Source organism: Rhodobacter sp. 24-YEA-8 (genome assembly GCF_900105075.1).
GTDB lineage: Bacteria > Pseudomonadota > Alphaproteobacteria > Rhodobacterales > Rhodobacteraceae > Pseudogemmobacter.
In genome coordinates, this window is the sequence record NZ_FNSK01000001.1 from 2,122,419 (window position 1) to 2,141,451 (window position 19,033).

General features: G+C 62.8%; 20 protein-coding genes. 3 read left to right on the top strand and 17 right to left on the bottom strand.

The features are described 5' to 3' along the window. Positions 1-144 precede the first annotated feature (144 nt). On the top strand, positions 145-1,245 hold the full coding sequence (locus BLW25_RS10345) for a lactonase family protein (RefSeq protein WP_092898778.1): 1,101 nt from the start codon (positions 145-147) through the stop codon (positions 1,243-1,245). Positions 1,246-1,302: 57 nt separating this feature from the next. Here BLW25_RS10345 and BLW25_RS10350 read toward each other — a convergent pair whose 3' ends face one another. The 12 genes from BLW25_RS10350 to BLW25_RS10405 all read right to left on the bottom strand — a co-directional run bounded on the left by BLW25_RS10350 (position 1,303) and on the right by BLW25_RS10405 (position 11,630). Beyond that, the gene (locus BLW25_RS10350; protein ID WP_092898780.1) at positions 1,303-2,142 is read right to left on the bottom strand and encodes a fumarylacetoacetate hydrolase family protein; all 840 of its coding nucleotides are present in this window, start codon (positions 2,140-2,142) and stop codon (positions 1,303-1,305) included. Positions 2,143-2,156: 14 nt separating this feature from the next. Next, a complete protein-coding gene (locus BLW25_RS10355) occupies positions 2,157-2,897 on the bottom strand; it encodes an SDR family oxidoreductase (protein WP_092898782.1) in 741 nt (246 codons plus the stop codon). 8 nt (positions 2,898-2,905) lie between these two features. Further along, positions 2,906-4,120, bottom strand: coding sequence for a UxaA family hydrolase (locus BLW25_RS10360; protein WP_092898784.1), 1,215 nt, complete (start codon positions 4,118-4,120; stop codon positions 2,906-2,908). After that, a complete protein-coding gene (locus tag BLW25_RS10365) occupies positions 4,117-4,446 on the bottom strand; it encodes a UxaA family hydrolase (RefSeq protein ID WP_171909523.1) in 330 nt (109 codons plus the stop codon). Before BLW25_RS10365 ends, BLW25_RS10360 begins: the two co-directional genes overlap by 4 nt. Beyond that, the gene (locus tag BLW25_RS10370) at positions 4,443-4,889 is read right to left on the bottom strand and encodes a MaoC family dehydratase (protein ID WP_092898788.1); all 447 of its coding nucleotides are present in this window, start codon (positions 4,887-4,889) and stop codon (positions 4,443-4,445) included. The genes BLW25_RS10365 and BLW25_RS10370 overlap by 4 nt, the downstream gene beginning before the upstream one ends. Further along, complete coding sequence (locus tag BLW25_RS10375) at positions 4,882-5,937, bottom strand: Gfo/Idh/MocA family protein (RefSeq protein WP_092898790.1); 1,056 nt, start codon at positions 5,935-5,937, stop codon at positions 4,882-4,884. Before BLW25_RS10375 ends, BLW25_RS10370 begins: the two co-directional genes overlap by 8 nt. Continuing rightward, positions 5,930-6,259, bottom strand: a complete 330-nt coding sequence (locus BLW25_RS10380) for an L-rhamnose mutarotase (protein ID WP_092898792.1) — start codon at positions 6,257-6,259, stop codon at positions 5,930-5,932. The genes BLW25_RS10375 and BLW25_RS10380 overlap by 8 nt, the downstream gene beginning before the upstream one ends. Continuing rightward, the gene (locus BLW25_RS10385) at positions 6,256-7,374 is read right to left on the bottom strand and encodes a mandelate racemase/muconate lactonizing enzyme family protein (protein ID WP_092898794.1); all 1,119 of its coding nucleotides are present in this window, start codon (positions 7,372-7,374) and stop codon (positions 6,256-6,258) included. The genes BLW25_RS10380 and BLW25_RS10385 overlap by 4 nt, the downstream gene beginning before the upstream one ends. A gap of 3 nt (positions 7,375-7,377) precedes the next feature. Beyond that, positions 7,378-8,463 carry an ABC transporter ATP-binding protein gene (locus BLW25_RS10390; RefSeq protein ID WP_092898796.1) on the bottom strand — a complete coding sequence of 362 codons (1,086 nt, stop codon included), beginning with the start codon at positions 8,461-8,463 and terminating at the stop codon, positions 7,378-7,380. Positions 8,464-8,466: 3 nt separating this feature from the next. Continuing rightward, positions 8,467-9,333 (bottom strand): carbohydrate ABC transporter permease, encoded by an 867-nt coding sequence (locus BLW25_RS10395; RefSeq protein ID WP_092898798.1) that lies wholly within the window; start codon positions 9,331-9,333, stop codon positions 8,467-8,469. A gap of 1 nt (position 9,334) precedes the next feature. Further along, on the bottom strand, positions 9,335-10,231 hold the full coding sequence (locus tag BLW25_RS10400) for a carbohydrate ABC transporter permease (protein WP_092898800.1): 897 nt from the start codon (positions 10,229-10,231) through the stop codon (positions 9,335-9,337). A gap of 88 nt (positions 10,232-10,319) precedes the next feature. Beyond that, positions 10,320-11,630 (bottom strand): ABC transporter substrate-binding protein, encoded by a 1,311-nt coding sequence (locus BLW25_RS10405; RefSeq protein WP_092898802.1) that lies wholly within the window; start codon positions 11,628-11,630, stop codon positions 10,320-10,322. 186 nt (positions 11,631-11,816) lie between these two features. On the opposite strand from BLW25_RS10405, the gene BLW25_RS10410 reads away from it, so the two are divergent. Continuing rightward, positions 11,817-12,659, top strand: coding sequence for an amidohydrolase family protein (locus BLW25_RS10410; RefSeq protein WP_092898804.1), 843 nt, complete (start codon positions 11,817-11,819; stop codon positions 12,657-12,659). 184 nt (positions 12,660-12,843) lie between these two features. Beyond that, positions 12,844-13,389: a GNAT family N-acetyltransferase gene (locus BLW25_RS10415; protein ID WP_092901866.1), complete on the top strand. Its 546-nt coding sequence runs from the start codon at positions 12,844-12,846 to the stop codon at positions 13,387-13,389. 118 nt (positions 13,390-13,507) lie between these two features. Here BLW25_RS10415 and dhbA read toward each other — a convergent pair whose 3' ends face one another. From dhbA to BLW25_RS10445, 5 genes are all read right to left on the bottom strand, one after another. Next, complete coding sequence (gene dhbA, locus BLW25_RS10420) at positions 13,508-14,269, bottom strand: 2,3-dihydro-2,3-dihydroxybenzoate dehydrogenase (protein ID WP_092898806.1); 762 nt, start codon at positions 14,267-14,269, stop codon at positions 13,508-13,510. Position 14,270: 1 nt separating this feature from the next. After that, positions 14,271-14,924: an isochorismatase family protein gene (locus tag BLW25_RS10425; RefSeq protein WP_092898808.1), complete on the bottom strand. Its 654-nt coding sequence runs from the start codon at positions 14,922-14,924 to the stop codon at positions 14,271-14,273. 3 nt (positions 14,925-14,927) lie between these two features. Further along, complete coding sequence (locus BLW25_RS10430; protein ID WP_216279350.1) at positions 14,928-16,112, bottom strand: isochorismate synthase; 1,185 nt, start codon at positions 16,110-16,112, stop codon at positions 14,928-14,930. Positions 16,113-16,305: 193 nt separating this feature from the next. Then, positions 16,306-17,871 carry a DHA2 family efflux MFS transporter permease subunit gene (locus BLW25_RS10440; protein WP_092898812.1) on the bottom strand — a complete coding sequence of 522 codons (1,566 nt, stop codon included), beginning with the start codon at positions 17,869-17,871 and terminating at the stop codon, positions 16,306-16,308. Beyond that, a complete protein-coding gene (locus tag BLW25_RS10445) occupies positions 17,871-19,022 on the bottom strand; it encodes an HlyD family secretion protein (protein ID WP_092898814.1) in 1,152 nt (383 codons plus the stop codon). The genes BLW25_RS10440 and BLW25_RS10445 overlap by 1 nt, the downstream gene beginning before the upstream one ends. Positions 19,023-19,033: the final 11 nt, after the last annotated feature.

A 19,033-nucleotide genomic window follows, 5' to 3' on the forward strand; every position in this document is an offset into this window, starting at 1 on the left:
GGTTTTACCTGTGAAATCCTGCACCGCGATGCTACGAATTGACGCGAAGAGGTCAACGGGGTTTACTGACAGCATAAAATTTTAAATATGGAATACGCCTTCGCAGGATCCGGCGCGGGGCAGTATTTCCAGGGAAGGAAAGACATGGCCGCGGAACTGCTTCTGATCATCGGCACGCTGAACCGCGAGACCCCCTATTTTCAGGGCGCACGCGGCGACGGGCTCCATGTATTTGCCTTTGACGAATCACTGCTGACCTTCACGCCGCGCGCGCATTTCCCCGGGATCGACAACCCGACCTTCCTTTCGGTCACGCCGGACGGGCGCCATATCTATGCAGGTTCCGAAGTGGCCGAATGGCGCGAGGGGCTGGTCACTGCGTTCCGCTACGACCACAGGGATCAGCGCCTGACTTATCTGAACACCCAGCCAAGCCTTGGCAGCATCACCGCCCATAGCCTGATCTCGCGCGATGGCAGGCGGCTTTACGTGGTGAATTATACTGTGGGCGAAGGCGGACCCGGCCAGTCGCTGGTGGTATTCGACATCCGCGAGGATGGCAGCCTCTCGCCAGCGGTGGGTGCCGCAGCGCATAAGGGTCAGGGCCCGGACCCTGACCGCCAGGAACGCGCGCATGCCCATAGCGTAGCCGAAACCGCCGACGGACAGCTGATCGTCGCCGATCTTGGAATGGACGCGCTCGTGAGCTACCGGATCGACGCGACCGGCAGACCGGAGCGACTGGTGCTCACCCCCACACGCCCTGGCTCCGGCCCAAGACATATGGCGCTGAGCCCCTGTGGTCATTTCCTCTTTGTGATCAATGAACTCGACTCCTCGATCACCTCATATCGCCGGGATGACGCCACGGGCGCGCTCTCTGAAACAGACCACCGCCATACGGTGCCGGATGACGCCCTGTCAGGCAATCACTGCTCGGATATCCGGATTTCCTCAGATGGCCGCTTTCTCTATGGCGCCAATCGCGGGCATGACAGCATCGTACAGATCGGGGTAGATCCGGCAACGGGCAGGTTCGGGTCACGACATCTGGTAAGCTGCGGTGGAGTGACACCACGCAATATCGCGCTGACGCCGTCGGGGCAGCATCTCCTCGTCGCCAATCAGAATTCCGACCGGGTGAGCGTGCTGACCCGCGATGGCGACAGCGGCAAGCTGACAGACAGCGGCAAATATCTTGAGATCGGCACACCCATGTGCCTGAAATTCGCCGCTCCTGGCTAAGGCGGAGCGGCAGAATGCGCCTGAAAGGCTCAGAGGGGGCGCGAGCGCCCCCTTCCCTTATGCGTCGTTCTCGCAGATCTGACGCTGGGTGCCGAGGCCTTCGATCCCCAGTTCCACCACATCCCCCGCCTTCAGATAGCGCGGCGGTTTCATACCAAGGCCAACGCCCGGGGGGGTGCCGGTCGAGATCACATCGCCAGGATGCAGCGTGAAGAACTGCGACAGATAAGAGATCAGGAACGGGATTTTATAGACCATGGTGGCCGATGTCCCATCCTGCATGATCTCGCCATTCACCTTGAGCCACATATGCAGGTTGTCATGGTCTTTGACCTCATCCCGCGTCACCAGCCAGGGGCCGATCGGGCCGAAATTATCCGAGCTCTTGCCCTTGGACCACTGGCCCGAGCGTTCGATCTGATAGGCGCGCTCCGAGACGTCATTGCAGACGCAGTAGCCTGCGACATGCTCCATCGCATCGGCTTCCGAGACGTATTTCGCCTTCTTGCCGATCACCACGGCCAGCTCGACCTCCCAGTCGGTCTTGTCCGAGCCGCGCGGGATCAGGATCGGGTCATCCGGTCCGCAGATCGCCGAAGTATATTTGGCAAAGATCACCGGTTCGGGCGGCACCGCCATGCCGCTTTCGGCGGCATGGTCGGAATAGTTCAGACCGATACAGATGAATTTTCCGGTCTGGCCGACACAGGCGCCGAGGCGCGGATTGCCGGTCACCAGCGGCAGCGTGGCCGGGTCGATCTTTGCCAGCACCGACAGGTCTGCCAGCACATCGCCCGCAATATCAGTCACATGGGCGGAGAGGTCGCGCAGCGCGCCATCCGCATCAATCAGGCCGGGTTTCTCGGCGCCACGCGCGCCATAACGTACAAGTTTCATAGCAGCTCCTTCGCTCAGGTGGTCCAGCCACCGTCGATGACATGTTCGGTTCCGGTGGTGAAGCCCGCCTCATCCGAGGCCAGATAGCAGACCAGCGCCGCGATTTCATCGGCACGGCCCAGCCGCCCCATCGCCTGACGGCCGATAAAGGCTTTCAGCGCGCCCTCGTAATCGCCGGTGGCCTTCAACCGCTCATGCAGGCTGGGGCTGTCGACGGTACCCGGGCAGATCGAATTGCAGCGAATGCCCTGGGCCACGTAATCGGCGGCCACGGCGCGGGTCAGGCCGACCACGGCGGCCTTGGACGCGGAATAAACCGCCCGGTTGATCGGGCCTTTTTTCGGCCCCGCGACCGAAGACATATTGATGATCGACCCATTTCCCTTCGCGATCATCCCCGGCAGCACGGCGCGGATCATGCGAAACTGCGCTTTCGCGTTCAGGTCAAAGGCAAAATCCCATTCAGCCTCGGTCGCCTCAAGCACAGTGCCGTTATGGACGACGCCCGCGCAGTTGAAGAGGATATCGACCGGCCCGATTTCAGCGACCAGCGCGGTGATCGCGCCCGGGTCAAGCACGTTCAGCACTTTCGCGGTGATCCCCGGCAGACCCGCCAGGTCCGCCACCAGGGCCTCGTTCACATCGGTCGCGATAACTTCGGCGCCCTCGGCGGCCATGCGTTCGGCGCTGGCACGGCCGATCCCCTGCCCTGCCGCGGTGATCAGCGCGCGTTTCCCCGCAAGTCTTTGCATCATGTCTCTCCTCAGGCCGCGCCCGGCAGGCAGGCCGGGCCGATGGGCTCAAATGTCTTATAGGTCAGGATGAATTCGCGATGGCCGAGTTCTTCGGATTTCGTCTGTTGCCCGGCGGCGACCGCCACCACAAGGTCACGGATCTCCTGGCCGACTTCGGGGATCGAGCGGACCCCTTCGATAATATCGCCCGCATTGACATCCATGTCTTCCGCGAGATTGCGATAGGTATCGGGATTGGCGCAGATCTTGATCACCGGCGAAATCGCCGAGCCCACGACCGAGCCGCGCCCGGTCACGAACAGCGTCATATGTGCGCCCGATGCGATCATCTCAACGATTTCGGCATTGTCCGAGATATTCGGAAAGCCGAAGCGCACATCGCCATCGGGGACCACATCCATCAGGTAAAGCCCGCCACGGGGCGGCACATCACCGGGCTTGATCAGCCCCGAAATCGGGCTGTCACCGGATTTGACATAGGCGCCGAGCGACTTTTCTTCGATGGTCGAAAGCCCGCCCGCCGCATTGCCGGCAGCGAATGACCCATAGCCCAGCGTGGCATAATAGCGCTCGGCCTTATGCACGCTTTCGCGCAGCGCATTCCCCAGCTCGGGCGTCACCGCGCGTTCGGCCATGATTTCTTCGCAGCCGATCAGCTCGCCGGTCTCCTCGAAAATACAGGCGGCACCCTCGGCCACCAGCAGGTCAAAGGCCTTGCCCGCCGCCGGATTGCCGGAAATGCCGGATGTCCCGTCCGAACCACCGCAGACCGTACCGATGATCAGCTCATCCACCCCCATCGCCACGCGCGGCACTTCGGAAATCTGCGCCAGCGTCTGGCGGATCCAGTCGGCGCCCGCCTGGATGGTCGAACGCGTCCCCCCCGCCCGCTGGATCACCAGCGTCTTCACCGGGCGCCCCGAGGCATCTACCGCATTGGCCGCGCGCACCTTGTCAAAGCTCTCGCATCCCAGCGACACGAACAGCACTGCGCCGACATTCGGATGGGTGCAAAGCTTTTCCATCATCTGCGCGGCATATTCATTCGGGTAGCAGCCGGGGAAGCCGATCAGCTGGACCTCACCTTCATGGGCCGTATTGCGGAACTGATGCACAATCTCCGAGGCCACGAAATGCGCGCATTCCACCAGATAGGCCACGACCAGCGTGTTGCGGATGCCCTTGCGGCCATCCTTGCGCAAAAAGGCCTGAATCTCACTCATAATGACACCCCCGCGCTGCGGCCATCGGCGTCCTGCAACATATGCGTGGGCGTATAGGCCGAGCGGATATTATGGACATGGACATGCTCGCCCGCACGGATCGCCCCGGTCGCGATGCCGATGGGCATGCCGTATTTCAGGATCACATCACCTGCCGCGATGTCGTGGCGCGCGATCTTATGGGCCATCGGAATCGGGCGGTTGAGGCGGACCTCGCCCCCCTCCAGCGCAACCACCAGCCCCTCGGGCGAATTCGCGCGGGCGACCAGTACATTGTCTTTGCCGGACAAGAGCAGGAACGGCCCGAATGACGATTTTTCAGTCACTTCCGGCACTCCACCATATAGATATGGTCGGCAACCAGCGCGGTCTCGCCGGTCTGTTTGGTGACGGTGAGGCGTTCGGTCACGCGGCCATAGCCGGGGCGTTTCTCCATCAGCTCTTTGCCGATGATCCCGACGCGCGAGCGGATCGTGTCGCCGATGAAGACGGGTTTCACAAAGCGCATCCGGTCGTAACCATAGGAAAATGCGACCGGATTGATGATCGTCGCGGTCAGGCCGACGCCGATGGTGAAGACCATCGTGCCATGAGCGATGCGCTGGCCAAAGGGCAGTGTCTTGCAGAATTCCGCGTCCAGATGATGCGGGAAGAAATCGCCCGAATGGCCGGCATGAACGACGAAATCGGTCTCGGTGATGGTGCGGCCAACCGTGTCGCGCGCCTCGCCGATCTCGTAATCCTCGTAATATTTCACCTGTTCAAGCATCGGGAGAAGTCCTGATCGGATGCGCCGGAAGGGCGCTGGATTGGTAGGCGGCCTCGACAAGGGCCATTGTGTGCCAGGCATCTTCGGCGCTGCCTTGCAGCTCAGCGTCCTCGCCTGTGGCAAAGCGCATCACCTGCGTGATCCGGCCAATGAAAGCCTCGATGAACCAGTTGCCGGTCAGCGGGATCTGCCGCCATTCGCCATCTGTGTTGAGCCAGAATTCATCCGGCTCGCCCTTCGGGTAATCGAGGTTGACGCCGAGCTTCAGATAAGCCGCGCCCTTCGTGCCACAGATGCGGAATTCACAGGCCTGGAACTGGCGACCGAAGGCATGGTTATGATTGATTGAGAGGCTGGCGCGGGCGCGTTGCCCGTAATCGAGGATCATCGAGGACCGCGTATTCGATACTGAAGAGGTCGGATGCCCCATGGTTTTCGCGTGAACCCCATCCGGGTTGCCCAGAATATCACGAACGAAATCAAGATAATGGATCGAATGCAGCAGGATCTCGACCCGGGGCAGATCTTTCAGGAAGGCCCAGAGATGCCAGGGCGTATCCAGCGCGAGCCAGGCGTCGAAATCGACCACCTCGCCCAGCAGGCCCTTCGCGATCGCATCTTTCAGCGCAAGGCTCATCGGCGCGAACCGCAGCTGGAAATTCACCGCCGCCCGGATCTTGCGGGCGCGCAGGATCCGGATGATCTCATCGGCTGCCGCAAGGTCAGACCCCATCGGCTTCTGGATCAGCGCAACGGCACCTTCGGGCAGAGCATTTAACACAGCCGGAATAGCGGCGGGCGGCACCGCAAGGTCATAGACCGCGCCGGTACCGGCCGCGGTCGCCTCGGCCAGCGAACCATAGGCCACAGCCCCTGGCGGCAGGATCGCGCGGGCCTTGTCCATGTCGGGATCACAGATCCCCGCCACGGTGAAACCGGCCTTTGCATAGGCGGGCAGATGCGCATCAGACACGATAGACCCGGCACCGAAAATCACAATCGGCAGCGCGGTTTTCGGCGGAGTGATGCTCTGGATCAGCTCAGTCATGATGGAAGATTTCCGACATACCGGCCCACCATTCACCATCTGCGCGCGTGTCCAGCGGGCGCTGCAATGGTTTGTTCACCGCCCACCATTTCTGTGTCTCGGGATCAGCGGCCATCTTCGCCATATCGGCCTCATAATCCGTGCCCGAATATTCGAAGTAAGAGAACAGCAGGTTCTCGGGCTCTTTCAGGAAGATCGAGTAGTTCGTGATATGACATTCCGAAATCTTCGCCAGCACCGCGGGCCAGACGGCGGCATGGAGGCGCTTATACTCGGCCTTGCCCTCTTCCGAGAGGCCGATGACAGAGGCGCAGCGCGTCATGACTGCGCCTCCGTGATGGTCAGATGCGAGCCTTCCGTGACCCGGGCCGCAATCGCTTCATGATCCCAGTCGATCCCCAGTCCCGGCGCGACCGGGGCCAGCGCGAACCCGCCCTCGCGCGCCATAGGGGCCGCGATATCGTCGAGCTGCGGGATATATTCCAGCCAGGGCGCATTCGGCACTGCGCAGACGAGGCTGACATGCAGTTCCATCAGGAAATGCGGGCAGATCGCCAGGTTATGCGCCTCGGCCATATGCGCGACCTTGAGCCAGGGCGTGATGCCCCCGATCCGCGCCACATCGGCCTGGACGATGCCACAGGCCCCTGCCTGGATGTAATCGGCGAACTGGCCCGGGGAATACATCGACTCGCCCACCGCAATCGGCACACGGGACTGGCGCGTCAGGCGGGCATGACCCGCGATGTCATCGGCGGGCAGCGGTTCTTCGAACCAGGCGATGTTCAGGCGTTCCAGAAGGTCGAGGCGGCGCGAGGCTTCGGGCTGGGTCATCGACTGATTGGCATCGGTCATGATCTCGTAATCATCACCAAGCGCGGCGCGCACCGCCTCCAGCCGGGCGGCGTCACCGGCGACCGTGGGCTTGCCGATCTTGATTTTCGATCCGCGGAACCCTGCCTCACGCATGGCCAGCGCGTCATCGACCAGGGCCTGAGGCTCCAGATGCAGCCAGCCACCTTCGGTCGAATACATCGGCACCGAGGATTTCGCGCCCCCCGCCAGCACATGCAGCGGAAGGCCGGTTTTCACGCCGCGCAGATCCCAGAGCGCGGTGTCAATCGCCGCCTGGGCCAGTGCCATGATCGGGCCGACGGCCGTCGCATGGCTGAGGAACAGCAGATCCCGCCAGATCGCCTCGATCATGCCCGCCTCGCGCCCGATCAGCGCAGGCAGGAAGCTGCGCCGCACCAGTTCCAGCACGGAATGGCCGCCATCGCCGATCGTATAGCTGTAACCAAGGCCCGACGCGCCATCGGCATCGGTCAGGCGGACGAAAATCGTCTCCTGGCTCTTGAAGGACTGGATCGCATCGGTGCGTTTCACCTTTGGGATCAGGTCAACGATAAAGGCCTCAGCCCGGATGAGTTTCGCCATGGCTCACGCTTTCAGATTAAGGCCGGTGTCAGCATCAAAGAGGTGGCATTTGTCGAGCGCGATGCCAAAGCGCAGCACTTCGCCGGGGACAAGCGGGCGCGGGTTCAGCATCTTGGCCTGGATCTCGCTGCCGGCGAGCTGGGCATAGACCACCGTTTCGGTCCCGAGCGGCTCGGACAGGGTCACTTTCATATCGACATGCGCCATATGGGCGGTGGGGGGCAGCGCGTGCCCCTCGGGCATGATATTGTCGGCGCGGATGCCAAGCTGCACGCGGCGCCCATCCGCCAGTTTCACCCCCGGCGGCAGCGGGATCACTGTGCCATCCGAAAGGCCCAGTTGATCGCCCTTCACCACACCTGACAGCAGGTTCATCGGCGGCGAGCCGATAAAGGTCGCGACGAAGGTGTTGACCGGGTTTTCGAACACATCAAGCGGGGTTCCGACCTGGACGATATGACCATCGCGCATGATCACGATGCGGTCGGCAAGGGTCATCGCCTCGATCTGGTCATGGGTGACATAGATCACCGTCGAGCCGACTTTCTGATGCAGTTTCTTGATTTCGACCCGCATCTGGGTGCGCAGTTTGGCGTCCAGATTGGAGAGCGGCTCGTCAAAGAGGAACACATCCGGGTGGCGCACGATGGCGCGACCCATGGCGACACGCTGGCGCTGGCCACCGGAAAGCGCGCCGGGTTTGCGATCCAGCAAAGGCGTCAGCGCGAGAATTTCAGCCGCCTCATCCACCGCCTTATTGATTTCCGCCTGCGATTTCTTCGCGATTTTCAGCGAAAAGCCGAGATTTTCGCGCACCGTCATATGCGGGTAGAGCGCATAGTTCTGGAACACCATCGCGAGGTTCCGCTCGCGCGGGGGCAGGTCGTTGACGACGCGGTCGCCGATCAGGATCTCACCGCCGGAAATATCTTCGAGCCCCGCAACCATGCGCAAGGTCGTCGATTTGCCGCAGCCCGAGGGGCCGACGAGGACGACAAACTCGCCCTCGGCAATCGAGAGGTTGATCGAATGCACGACATCCAGCGCGCCATAGCTTTTCTTGACGTTTTTCAGATGGACCTGGGCCATGGCTTATCCTTTCACGCCGCCGAAGGTCAGGCCGGCGATCAGATGTTTCTGAACGAGGAAGGTCAGGATCAGCGCAGGGATGATCATCAGGACCGCAAGGGCGCACATGCCGCCCCAGTTCAGGGTGAATTGCGAGGTGAAGTCGAGAAGTCCGACCGGCATCGTCTTGGACGACACCGACCGCGTCAGCTGCGAGGCCAGGGCATATTCGTTCCACGACGTCAGGAAGGCGAAGATGCCGGCGCTTGCGATACCGGCGCGGGCGACCGGGAATTCCACCTTCCAGAAGGCCTGCCAGCGGGTGCAGCCGTCTATCTCAGCAGCCTCGGCCAGTTCTTTCGGCACCTGGCGGAAAAATCCGTCGATCAGCCAGATGGTGAAGGGCACATTCATCGCGACATAGACGAGGATCATGCCCAGATGGGTGTCGATCAGCCCGGTGCGGCCGAAGATGATGAACACCGGCAGCGACAGCGCCACGCCCGGCACCGCGCGGGTGGCCATCAGCATGACAAAAGTCATGCCCTTGCCTTTGAACTTATAGCGGGCAAAGGCGTAGCCCCCCGCCATCCCCACCAGGAGCGCGATCACGGTCGAGGTGACCGAGATGATCAGCGAGTTCGTAAAATAGGTCCAGACCGGGATGCCACCCTGCCCCGCGCCGCCGAACATGGCGCGGTAATGATCAAGGTTCAGCTCATTCGGGATCCAGACCGGCGGCTTCGCCATGATCTCGACCGTCGGGCGGAAAGAGTTGAGCACCACCCAGAGGCCGGGAATGCAGATCACGCACATCGCAAGGAAGAGGCCGATGAAATGGCCGGTCTTCAACAGACGTTTGCGCAGACGGTGTTGCGAGGCGGATGCCATATCAGTCCCCCATGCCCAGCTCACGCCGCGCGCGTTGCAGCTTGAGGAAGAAGTAAACGGTGAAGGCAATCGAGAGCAGGATCGCGATATAGCCCATCGCATTCGCATACCCCATGCGGGCATCGACATAGCCGGTGCGCCCGATCATGGTCCATAACAGCTCGGTCCGTTTGGCCGGGCCGCCGCCGGTCATCACCTGCACGATGTCATAGGCGCGGGCGACGTCGAGCGAGCGGATCGCCATGGCGATATAGATGAAGGGCATCAGGAAGGGCAAAGTCACATAGCGAAAGCTCTGCCAGGGTGTGCAGCCATCGACTTTCGCGGCTTCCAGCGGATCCTGCGGCAGGGCGAAAAGGCCCGCAAGGATCAGGATCGCGAAGACAGAGGTGCTCATCCAGACTTCGGCACAGATGATCGCGAAGAGCGCCAGGTTGCCATCAACCAGCCAGGGGATCGCGGTCGAGGCAAGCCCCATGGATTGCAGCGCGTTGTTCACGAGGCCAACGTTGTCGTTGAAGATGAACTTGAACATGAAGCCCACCAGAATGGGCGAGAACATCATCGGGAACATCATCATGGTGCGCAAAGTGCGCTGGCCACGCCGCACCTTCGCCACCATCAGCGCAAGGCCAAGGCCCAGGAGCATCTCAAGGTTCAGCGCGATGGTCAGCAAAAGGACCGTGCGCCCGAAGGCCTTCCAGAACCCCGGATCGGTCAGCGCCTTCTCATAGTTGAAGGGGAAGTTGATCTTCCACAGCGTCTCGGGACGGGTCAGGTGATAGGGCGTGAAACTGGAATACAGAGACAGCAAAAGCGGCACCAGCACCACCGCCGCCAGGATCAGGAAGGCGGGCATGAGCAGGAGAAGCCAGGGTGGAAGCTTGGCGCGGGTCATGGTTTTTCCGGGCTGAGCGTCCCATCGCGGGGACTGTTATAAAATGCGGGCGGCACCCCTCAGGCGCCGCCCGCAAGGAGAGTTCGGATCAGTAGACGCCGTTTTCCTGCATCAGCTCGTCAACCGCATTCGAGGCATCTTCCAGCGCCTGGTCCACTGTCTTGTCGCCAAGGATCGCGGCCTGCAGTTCCGGGAAGATCAGGTTGCCGGATTCGATCCAGTAAGGCGTCGGTGGCACCGGGAAAGCGGTCAGCGCCGTTTCCTGGAAGGCGGCAAGAACCTCGGACTTGTAGGGATCGTCCTTGGCCTGCTCGATGATGTAATCCCAGACCGCGGTGCGCGACGGCAGCGGGCCGGGCGCGGATTCCAGCTTCTGGCTGTCTTCATTGGTCAGGAAATCGACCAGCGAGGCTGCGGCCTCTTTATTGGCGCAGGTTTCGGTGACCGAGAAGCCGTGGAAGCCGGACCAGCCGGTCCGCACCCCTGCCGAGCCTTTCGGGGCCGGAGCAACTCCGACATTGCCCGCGACTTTCGAGGCCGCAGGATCATTGAAAAAGCCCGACCAGCCCGGCCAGTCGAGATTCAGCGCGATGGTGCCCGAAGCAAACCCGTTTCCGAGATCGTCCCAGAGATAGTTGGTGGTGCCCGGAGGAACCGCACCGGCCTTGTAGAGATCGACGAACCATTGCAGCGATTCTTTGCCTGCATCCGAGTTGAAGGCGGGCGACCAGTCATCATTGAATATCTTACCGCCATTGGCGACGATCAGCTCATAGAAACGGCCATTGATCGCCTCATCCTTGCCCGCATATTGCGTGCCATAGAAATTCGGCGGATCGGCAAAGAATTCGGCCTGTTCGCGGAACTGATCCCAGGTTTCGGGCGGGGCAAGATCATAGCCGTATTTCGCCTTGAAGGCCTCGGCTTTGGCCGGATCGGCATAGAGCGATTTCTGGTAATAAAGCGCCGAGACATCGAATTGCGCCCGCGGCAGCATCACCAGTTTGCCCCCGATGGTGGCGGCGGTGATATTGGCCGGCACGAAGCCTGCGATCGCATCTGCGGCGATCAGCGGCGTCAGATCAGTGAACAGGTTCGGATATTGCGAGGCAAAGGACGAATGGTTCGACCCCACGCACCAGCCGGTGGTCCCGGCGGCGATATCGGCCTTGTATTCTTTATCCAGCTCGAAATGGTTTTTCTGACTGATGATTTTGACCGTGGCCCCGGTCGCTTTTTCCCAGTCGGCAATGCGGCTGTAAAGCGCCTCATATTGCTGGCCTCCGATCAGCTTGGCCTCGACCGTGACGCCGGCGAATTCGCCCTCGGCCATGGCAGCCGGTGCGAAACCGAAGCCTGCGAGCAGTGCCAGTACAGAACCGGCCCCGAATCCCTTCATGGTATCTCCTCCCGTTATGATGTCCCCGGGCCGCCTCCAGCAGCCATACGATTTCATATTCAGAACATCTTTTCATAGTTAAACGTGACATGCCAGAGTGAGTCAAGTAACACTGTCGCACTTGCGCCGGATTCCGTCGCATGAAGACCCCGGGCGCCGCCGCGCGACGCGGAAGAGGAGGAAACGATGATCTTCGACACCCATCTTCACCTGCTGGACCGCAGCCGGCTCTGCTATCCCTGGCTCACGGGGGCACCGGCGCTGGACCGCGACTGGAGCTATTCCGATTATGAGACCGTGGCGCGGCGCAGCGGCATCACCGATGTGCTGCATATGGAAGTCGATGTGGCCGAGGATCAGATCGGGGCCGAAACCGCTTTCGTCGCGGATCTGATGGCGCGGCCCGACAGCCTGATCCGGGGCGCGATCTCTTCGGCACGGCCCGAGGCTGCGGGCTTCGCCGCCTGGCTTGACGCCCGGGACCGGCGGGTGGTCAGGGGGATCCGCCGCGTGTTGCATGTGATGCCCGATGATCTGTCTGAGCAAAGCCTCTTTCGCGAGAATATCCGTCGTCTTGGCCCCGCCGGCCTGCCCTTTGATCTGTGCCTTCTGGCGCGGCAATTGCCGCTGGGCGCGCACCTCGCAGATGCGGCGCCGGAAACCATATTCGTGCTCGACCATTGCGGCGTTCCCGATATCGCGGGCGGCGCCTTTGCCCCTTGGGCGGCGGCGATCACCGATCTGGCCCGGCGGCCGAATGTGATGATCAAACTCTCGGGCATCACGGCCTATGGCCCGCCAGACTGGAGCCTCGCGACCCTCACCCCCTGGGTCGATCATGTGCTGGAAACCTTCGGCCCGGCGCGGATGGTCTGGGGGTCGGACAGCCCGGTCTGCACACTGCAATCGGGGCTGGCGGAATGGGTTGCGGCAAGCCAGGCCCTGCTTGCTGGGCTGAGCGGGGCAGAACGCCACGCGATCCTTGCCGGCAATGCGCGGCAGATCTGGATGTCAGACAGCGGCAAATAAGACCCCGCTTTCGGGAACCCTGCTGCCCTTCCATTCTGCCTTCCTCCCCTCAGCAACGATCCGCCCCGACAATCCAGATCGCGGCCTGAACCGGAGTGGAACACAGTGCATCTGATTTTGCCCGGTGGCCGTGATCATGTCATTCGGCTATGCCACTGGCAGGACCTTAAAGAGCGATGAGCAAATGACTTCCGGCCTTGCCACCAGGACATTCGACACAAAGCGTTTCACGATGCGGGCGCTTGTGCGCTCCGATACGGCCGCTCTTTACGGGACGCTTTCTGACGAAGCCCAGTGCCGATACATGTCGCAGCCGCATTTCACCTCTCCGGAGGCCCTGGCCGACTGGCTGACAGACAGCGAATGGCCCGGACGGACATGGGTGGCCATAGACAAGACAGATGGCACGCTCGCTGGTCGCTTTGTCGCCTTCCCGGGGCGCGACGCGGGGGTGCTTGAGCTGGGCTATATCACTATAGCAGAGCGTCAGGGGCATGGTGTCGCGACAGAATGCGTGACGGCGCTGGTGGATCACCTCTTCTCCGAGGGGGACTATCGCCGCCTCTATGCGGAAATTGACGCCGAAAACGAAGCCTCGGTGCGGCTCATTGAACGTCTCGGCTTCACCCGCGAAGCTTACCTGCGTCAGCACGAAGTCACGCATAAAGGCCTGTGCGACCTGGTGATATACGGGCTTTTGCGCGATGAATGGACCGGCGCGGTAAAATAAGCCGCGACCAGCCATGGCCCGACCGGGCTTTCGCGCAGCACGGGGTCAAAGCGCCCATATTCAGGCTTTGCCCCCGGAACAGAGTGTTGCGCGAAAGTCAGTGATCCGGCCGCAGGCGTCAGGCCTGTTGTGTGGCGCCGCCATCCACATAGAGATCGGCCATGGTGACGTGACCTGCCTGATCTGACAGCAGGAACATCACCGCATTGGCGACATCATCGGGCTCGGCGATCTTGCCAAGCGGGATGCCGGGTTTGAACTGCTCCTGGATGCCCGCAATCACCCGGGCCTCGCCGCTGGCATCGGCCCACATGCCGGTCTGCATCGGCGTGCGGGTCGAACCCGGCGCGACGATATTGCAGCGGATGCCGAGCGGCGCGAGCTCCATCCCGAGCGTGCGCATATACATCGTCGCGGCCGCCTTTGACGCGGCATAGGCCGCCATGCCATAGCGCGGCACCCCGGCGGCGTTTGACGAGACCGCGACCAGCGCGCCCTCGCCCCTTGGCCCCATCACCCGCGCCAGCGCGCGCGTGAGGTGGAACACGCCGTCAGTATTCACGGAAAACACCCGCCGCCAGTCGGCATCGGAGGTCTCGGTCACGAGGCCGGTCGCCAGCACCCCGGCAACCGAAATCCCGAACCGCACCGGGCCGTGCCGGGCTTCGGTTTCGGCGACCAGCCGTCCGACGGCGGTGGCATCCGCGACATCAAGCGAAAGGCAGCTGAGCCCCGGCTGCGCCGGCAGATCGGGCGCCGCAAGATCCGTCGCCACCACCCGCGCCCCGGCATCAAGCAAAAGCTGCACCACCGCGCGGCCAATGCCGCCGCCCGCGCCCGTCACCAGCGCAAGCGCGCCCTCAAACCCCGTGAGCCGCATCCTATGCCCCTTTTCCCGAGGTGATCGCCGCAATCAGCGTTTCGGTGTCCTGCACCACGCCACAGCGCCCCGCCACCCATTTCAGGGCCATGTCATGGTCCTCGCGGCTGAAATCCGCAAGCGCATCGGCAGCCATGAAGGGTTCGATATCACGCTGGAAGGCTTCGCCTGCGGTCATCATACAGCCGATATGGGCATAGACGCCGCAGATGATCAGCTGGTCCCGCCCCCGGACCCGCATCAGCTGCTCAAGGTTCGAACGCTGAAAGGCCGAATAGCGGTGTTTGACCAGCACGAAATCCCGGTCTTCGGGCGCAAGTTCCGGGATGATCGCCTGATGGTCGGGCTCTGCCGACATGCCAGGCCCCCAGAGATCGGCCTGAAGGCCACGGTCGCGGCGGTCCTGATTGCCGTGCTGCGCAGTATAGAAAACCGGAAGACCGGCGGCACGGGCGGCGGTGGCGAGTTTTGCTATATTGGCGATGGCGGGCGCAATCGGGCTCTCCCCCGGCGCATAGGGACGCAGGAAATAGCGCTGCATGTCATGGATCAGAAGCGCCGCACGGGCGGGCACCAGCTGCCAGGGCCCGCGCGAGGGCGGGATCTCCGCGCCATACGGCAGCGGATAGGGTGCAATCTGCGGCAGGCCGGCCATGGTTCAGTCCCCGATGATGATCTCGCCGTCCTGCCCGAAAGCAGCCAGCATTGCCAGAAATTTGGCATGGGTTTCGGCCTCTTCGGCCTGAGGATCAGAGCCGCGCACGATGCCCGCGCCGGCGTAAAGCCGCGCCTCGTTGCCTTCGATCCCGGCGCAGCGCAGCGCAAGATACCAGCACCCGTCGCCACCCGCCTCAAGCCAGCCGACCGCGCCAGCATAAAAGCCCCGCGCATAGCCCTCAAGTCCGGGGATCGCCGCGTCGGCCGCGTCGCGCGGCAGGCCGCAAACGGCGGGCGTCGGATGCAGCGCGGCCAGAAGCGTTGCGCAAGGGGTGGAGGCGTCGCGCAGTACACCCTCGATCCGGGTGCCCAGATGCCACATCCGCGCGGTCGCGCTGAGCGTCACACCCTCGGGGGCGGCAAGGCGCGCACAGAATGGCGCCAGCGTATCCAGCACCATTTCCGCCGCCATCGCATGTTCGCGCAGGTCTTTGTCGGATCGCAAAAGCGCCTCGCCCGCCGCACGGTCGCGCGCCGGGTCTGCCGCGCGCCGCGCCGATCCCGCCAGCGGATGCGAGGCCACAAGGCCCCCGCGTTTTTCCACAAGCAATTCCGGCGTGGCCCCGATCAGCCGATGCGGCACCCCGGCCTGACGTGGGGGCAGCGGAACAGAGAACAGCGTCGCCAACCCGTCCTGGCGCAGCATCTGCAACAAAAGCCCGGGGTCATGCGGACGCTCTGACGTCAGCACCAGGCTGCGCGAGAGCACGATTTTCGAGAATTCCCCTTCGGAAATGCGCCTGACCGCCGCCGCGACCGCCTCGCGGTACTGACGCGGAGAAGGCTCGGCCCGGATCCGCATCCCGGCCTGCGGCGCGACCATCGCGACCGGCGCCGCCGGCATGTCGAGCACCGAACCGGGCTGGAACAGGCAATCCGTCGCCTCGCGATCATAGGGCAGCGCTCCGGCCAGCAGCTTCGGCCCGTCATGACCGGCGGCAAAAAACGCCTCAGACCGCGCAGGCAGGCTCACCAGCGGCCCTGGCGGCAGATGGCGCCGCGCGGGGCCAAGCGCCATTGTATGGCGCGGGCCGGAAATCAGGAAATCAGCCGTATCTCCGGCGGGCGTCGCACCAGCGGGGCTGGTTGCGTCACGAATGGCAGCAGTACGGGCGGTGACAGTCATCAGGCGATCTCGCATCAGCTTGGCCGCGACAGGGCGGCGATCCGGATCGCTTGGGCAGCATTTCCGGAGAAAAGCTGCACCTGGCTGACGTCTCTTACGTGTTCCGGCCCGCCTTCCGTCGCGCCAAAGCCACAAAATGTCAAGTTTTCGCGCGAGGCGGCCTGCGGGGCTCGCCCAAAGGTGAAGGCGGCGGTCAATGCCCGCCCCCGCCTCCCCCTCCGGCCCGGGCCGGAGGCCGCATCGCCAGCGCCATGACGGCAAGCCCCATAAATAGGAAGGTCAGCAGCGTGAAAATGTCGATGAAGGACATGATCGCCGCCTGGCCCGCCACTTTCCCCGCCATCTGCGCCAGCGCGCCATCCGGGTTCAGCCCATTGGCGACAAGGTTCTGACGCATCATCTCAAGCTGGCGCAGCGCCTCGGGATTGGCCCAGTTCACCGCCTCGTCAAGCCGCGCCGTGTGCAGCGCGCGCCGGTCGGTCAGGATGGTGTTGATCATCGCAAGACCCACGGCGCCGCCGAGGTTGCGCATCAGGTTGTAAAGCCCCGAGGCGGATTTCATCTTGGCCGGCGGCAGCGTGCCAAGTGCCAGGTTGTTGATCGGCACCATGCAGATCATCAGCGAGATCCCCCGCAGCACCTGCGGCCAGAAAAGCTCGTTGAAATCCCAGTCGGCGGTCATATGGGTCAGCATCCAGGACGAGGTGCCAAAGCCGATAAAGCCCAGAAGCAGCATGACCCGCAGGTCGATCTTTGATCCCAGAAACCCCGCCAGCGGCGCGGTCATGAACATCGCAAGGCCAGACACAAATACTGTCTCGCCGATCATCAGACTGTCATAGCCCCGGACCGAAGACAGGTAGAGCGGGTAGAGATAGGTCATGCCGTAAAGGCCGATCCCCATCACAAAGGAAAACACCGACCCAACCGCGAAATTCGTGTTGGTAAAGGCCGAGAAATCGACCACCGGCTCGTCGCGGGTAAAAGCCCGCCAGAAGGTGGTGATACCGCCCACGACCATCACCACGAAAAGGATCGCGACCGCCTCGTCCTGGAACCAGTCATTGTTCGGGCCTTCCTCCAGCACATATTCCATCGCACCGAGGAACGCGGCCAGCGCCACCAGCCCGGTCCAGTCGAATTTCTGGAACAAAGACCAGTCGGGCTCGTCGAAATCCACGAGCGCAAGCACGCCAAGCGTCACCGCGATCCCGGCGGGGACATTGACGAGGAACAGCCAGTGCCAGGACAGCGCATGGCTCAGATAGCCGCCCACGGTCGGGCCGACGGTCGGCGCAAGCGTCGCTACAAGCCCGATCATCGGCGAAACGATATTGCGTTTCGAGGGCGGGAAAATGGTGAAAGCCGCCGCGAAGACCGATGGGATCATGCCGCCACCCAGGAAGCCCTGCACGCCACGCCACAGGATCATTTCATTGATCGAGCCTGATGTCGCACAAAGGAACGATGCGGCCGTGAACCCCGCCGCCGACAAAGCAAACAGATAACGTGTCGACATCATCCGCCCGAGGAACCCGGACAGCGGGATCATGATCACTTCGGCGATCAGATAAGAGGTCTGCACCCAGGAGATTTCATCCGACGAGGCCCCGAGCCCGGCCTGGATCTCGGGCAGCGAGGCCGAGACGATCTGGATGTCGAGGATGGCCATGAACATCCCGAAGACCATGACCAGAAACGCCGCGACCCGGCGCGGCGTCATCTCCGGCTCTGCCGGGATTGCGATGGGGGCGGACATCACTCGGCTCCGGCGACTGCGGTTTCCTGCGGCCCGGTGCGGGTGTCGATCGCGATCTCAACCGAAAGCCCGGCGCGCAGGCCCGGGGTGCCTTCGGGCAGTTCGATCCGGACCGGCACGCGCTGCACGATCTTGGTGAAATTACCGGTGGCATTATTGGCCGGCAGCAGCGAGAAAACCGCCCCCGTGGCAGGCGCGAGCGAGACCACGCGGCCCTCGACCTCATGCCCGTCCAGCGCGTCGATGCCCACCTTCACGCTCTGGCCAACGCGGATCCCGGCCAGTTGGGTTTCCTTCAGATTGGCTTCGACATAAAGCCCGTGATCAGGGATCACCGCCGCCAGTTTTGCTCCGGCGCTGACCAGCTCACCCTGTTTGATCGCGATATTCGCCACTGTGCCGTCAAAGGGCGCGCGCATCAAGGTGAAATCCAGATCGCGCTGCACCTGGGCCACGCCCAGTTCCAGCTCGCGCCGGGTCGAGGCGGTCTCGGTCCGCTGCGCTTTCAGCACCTCGACCTGGGCTTTCGCACCGGCAATCGCGGCGACGGCAGAGGTACGGCTGGCCTCAGCCGTTGCCAGCGCCTCATTCGCCTTGTCGAGATCGGCCTGGCTGCTGACCCGGCGTTCCGCGAGGCCGCGCACCCGTTCGGCATTGCTTTTCGCCGCCGTCAGCACGGCGTCAGAGGCCACGCGCTGCGCCTCGGCCTGGGTGACAGTGCTTTCGGCCGCCTCGATCTGCGCGTCGATCCGGGCAAGCGTCGCGGTCAGCTCGGTCAGCCGGACCTCGGATTGCTCCAGCGAGATGCGGTAATCGCCATCATCGATACGGAACAGCACATCGCCCATTTTCACATGCTGATTGGATGCGACTGCAATCTCCGAGACGTAACCGGTGATCTTGGACGAAATCAGCGAGAGATCGGCCTGGACATAGGCGTCATCGGTCGTGACCATAAATCGCCCGTTGGTCCACCAGGACCAGCCCTCATAGCCGCCGGCGAGCAATGCGATCAGCGCCAGCCCGCCCAGCACATATTTCTTGCGCCCGCCCTTTGGCGCTGCGGCAGGAGGCGTCACAGGAAGAACCGGCGAGGGCGCAACAGGCGCAATTTCCGGCTGATTGGTTTCGGGACGTTCGTGACGGGACATGATCGACTCAC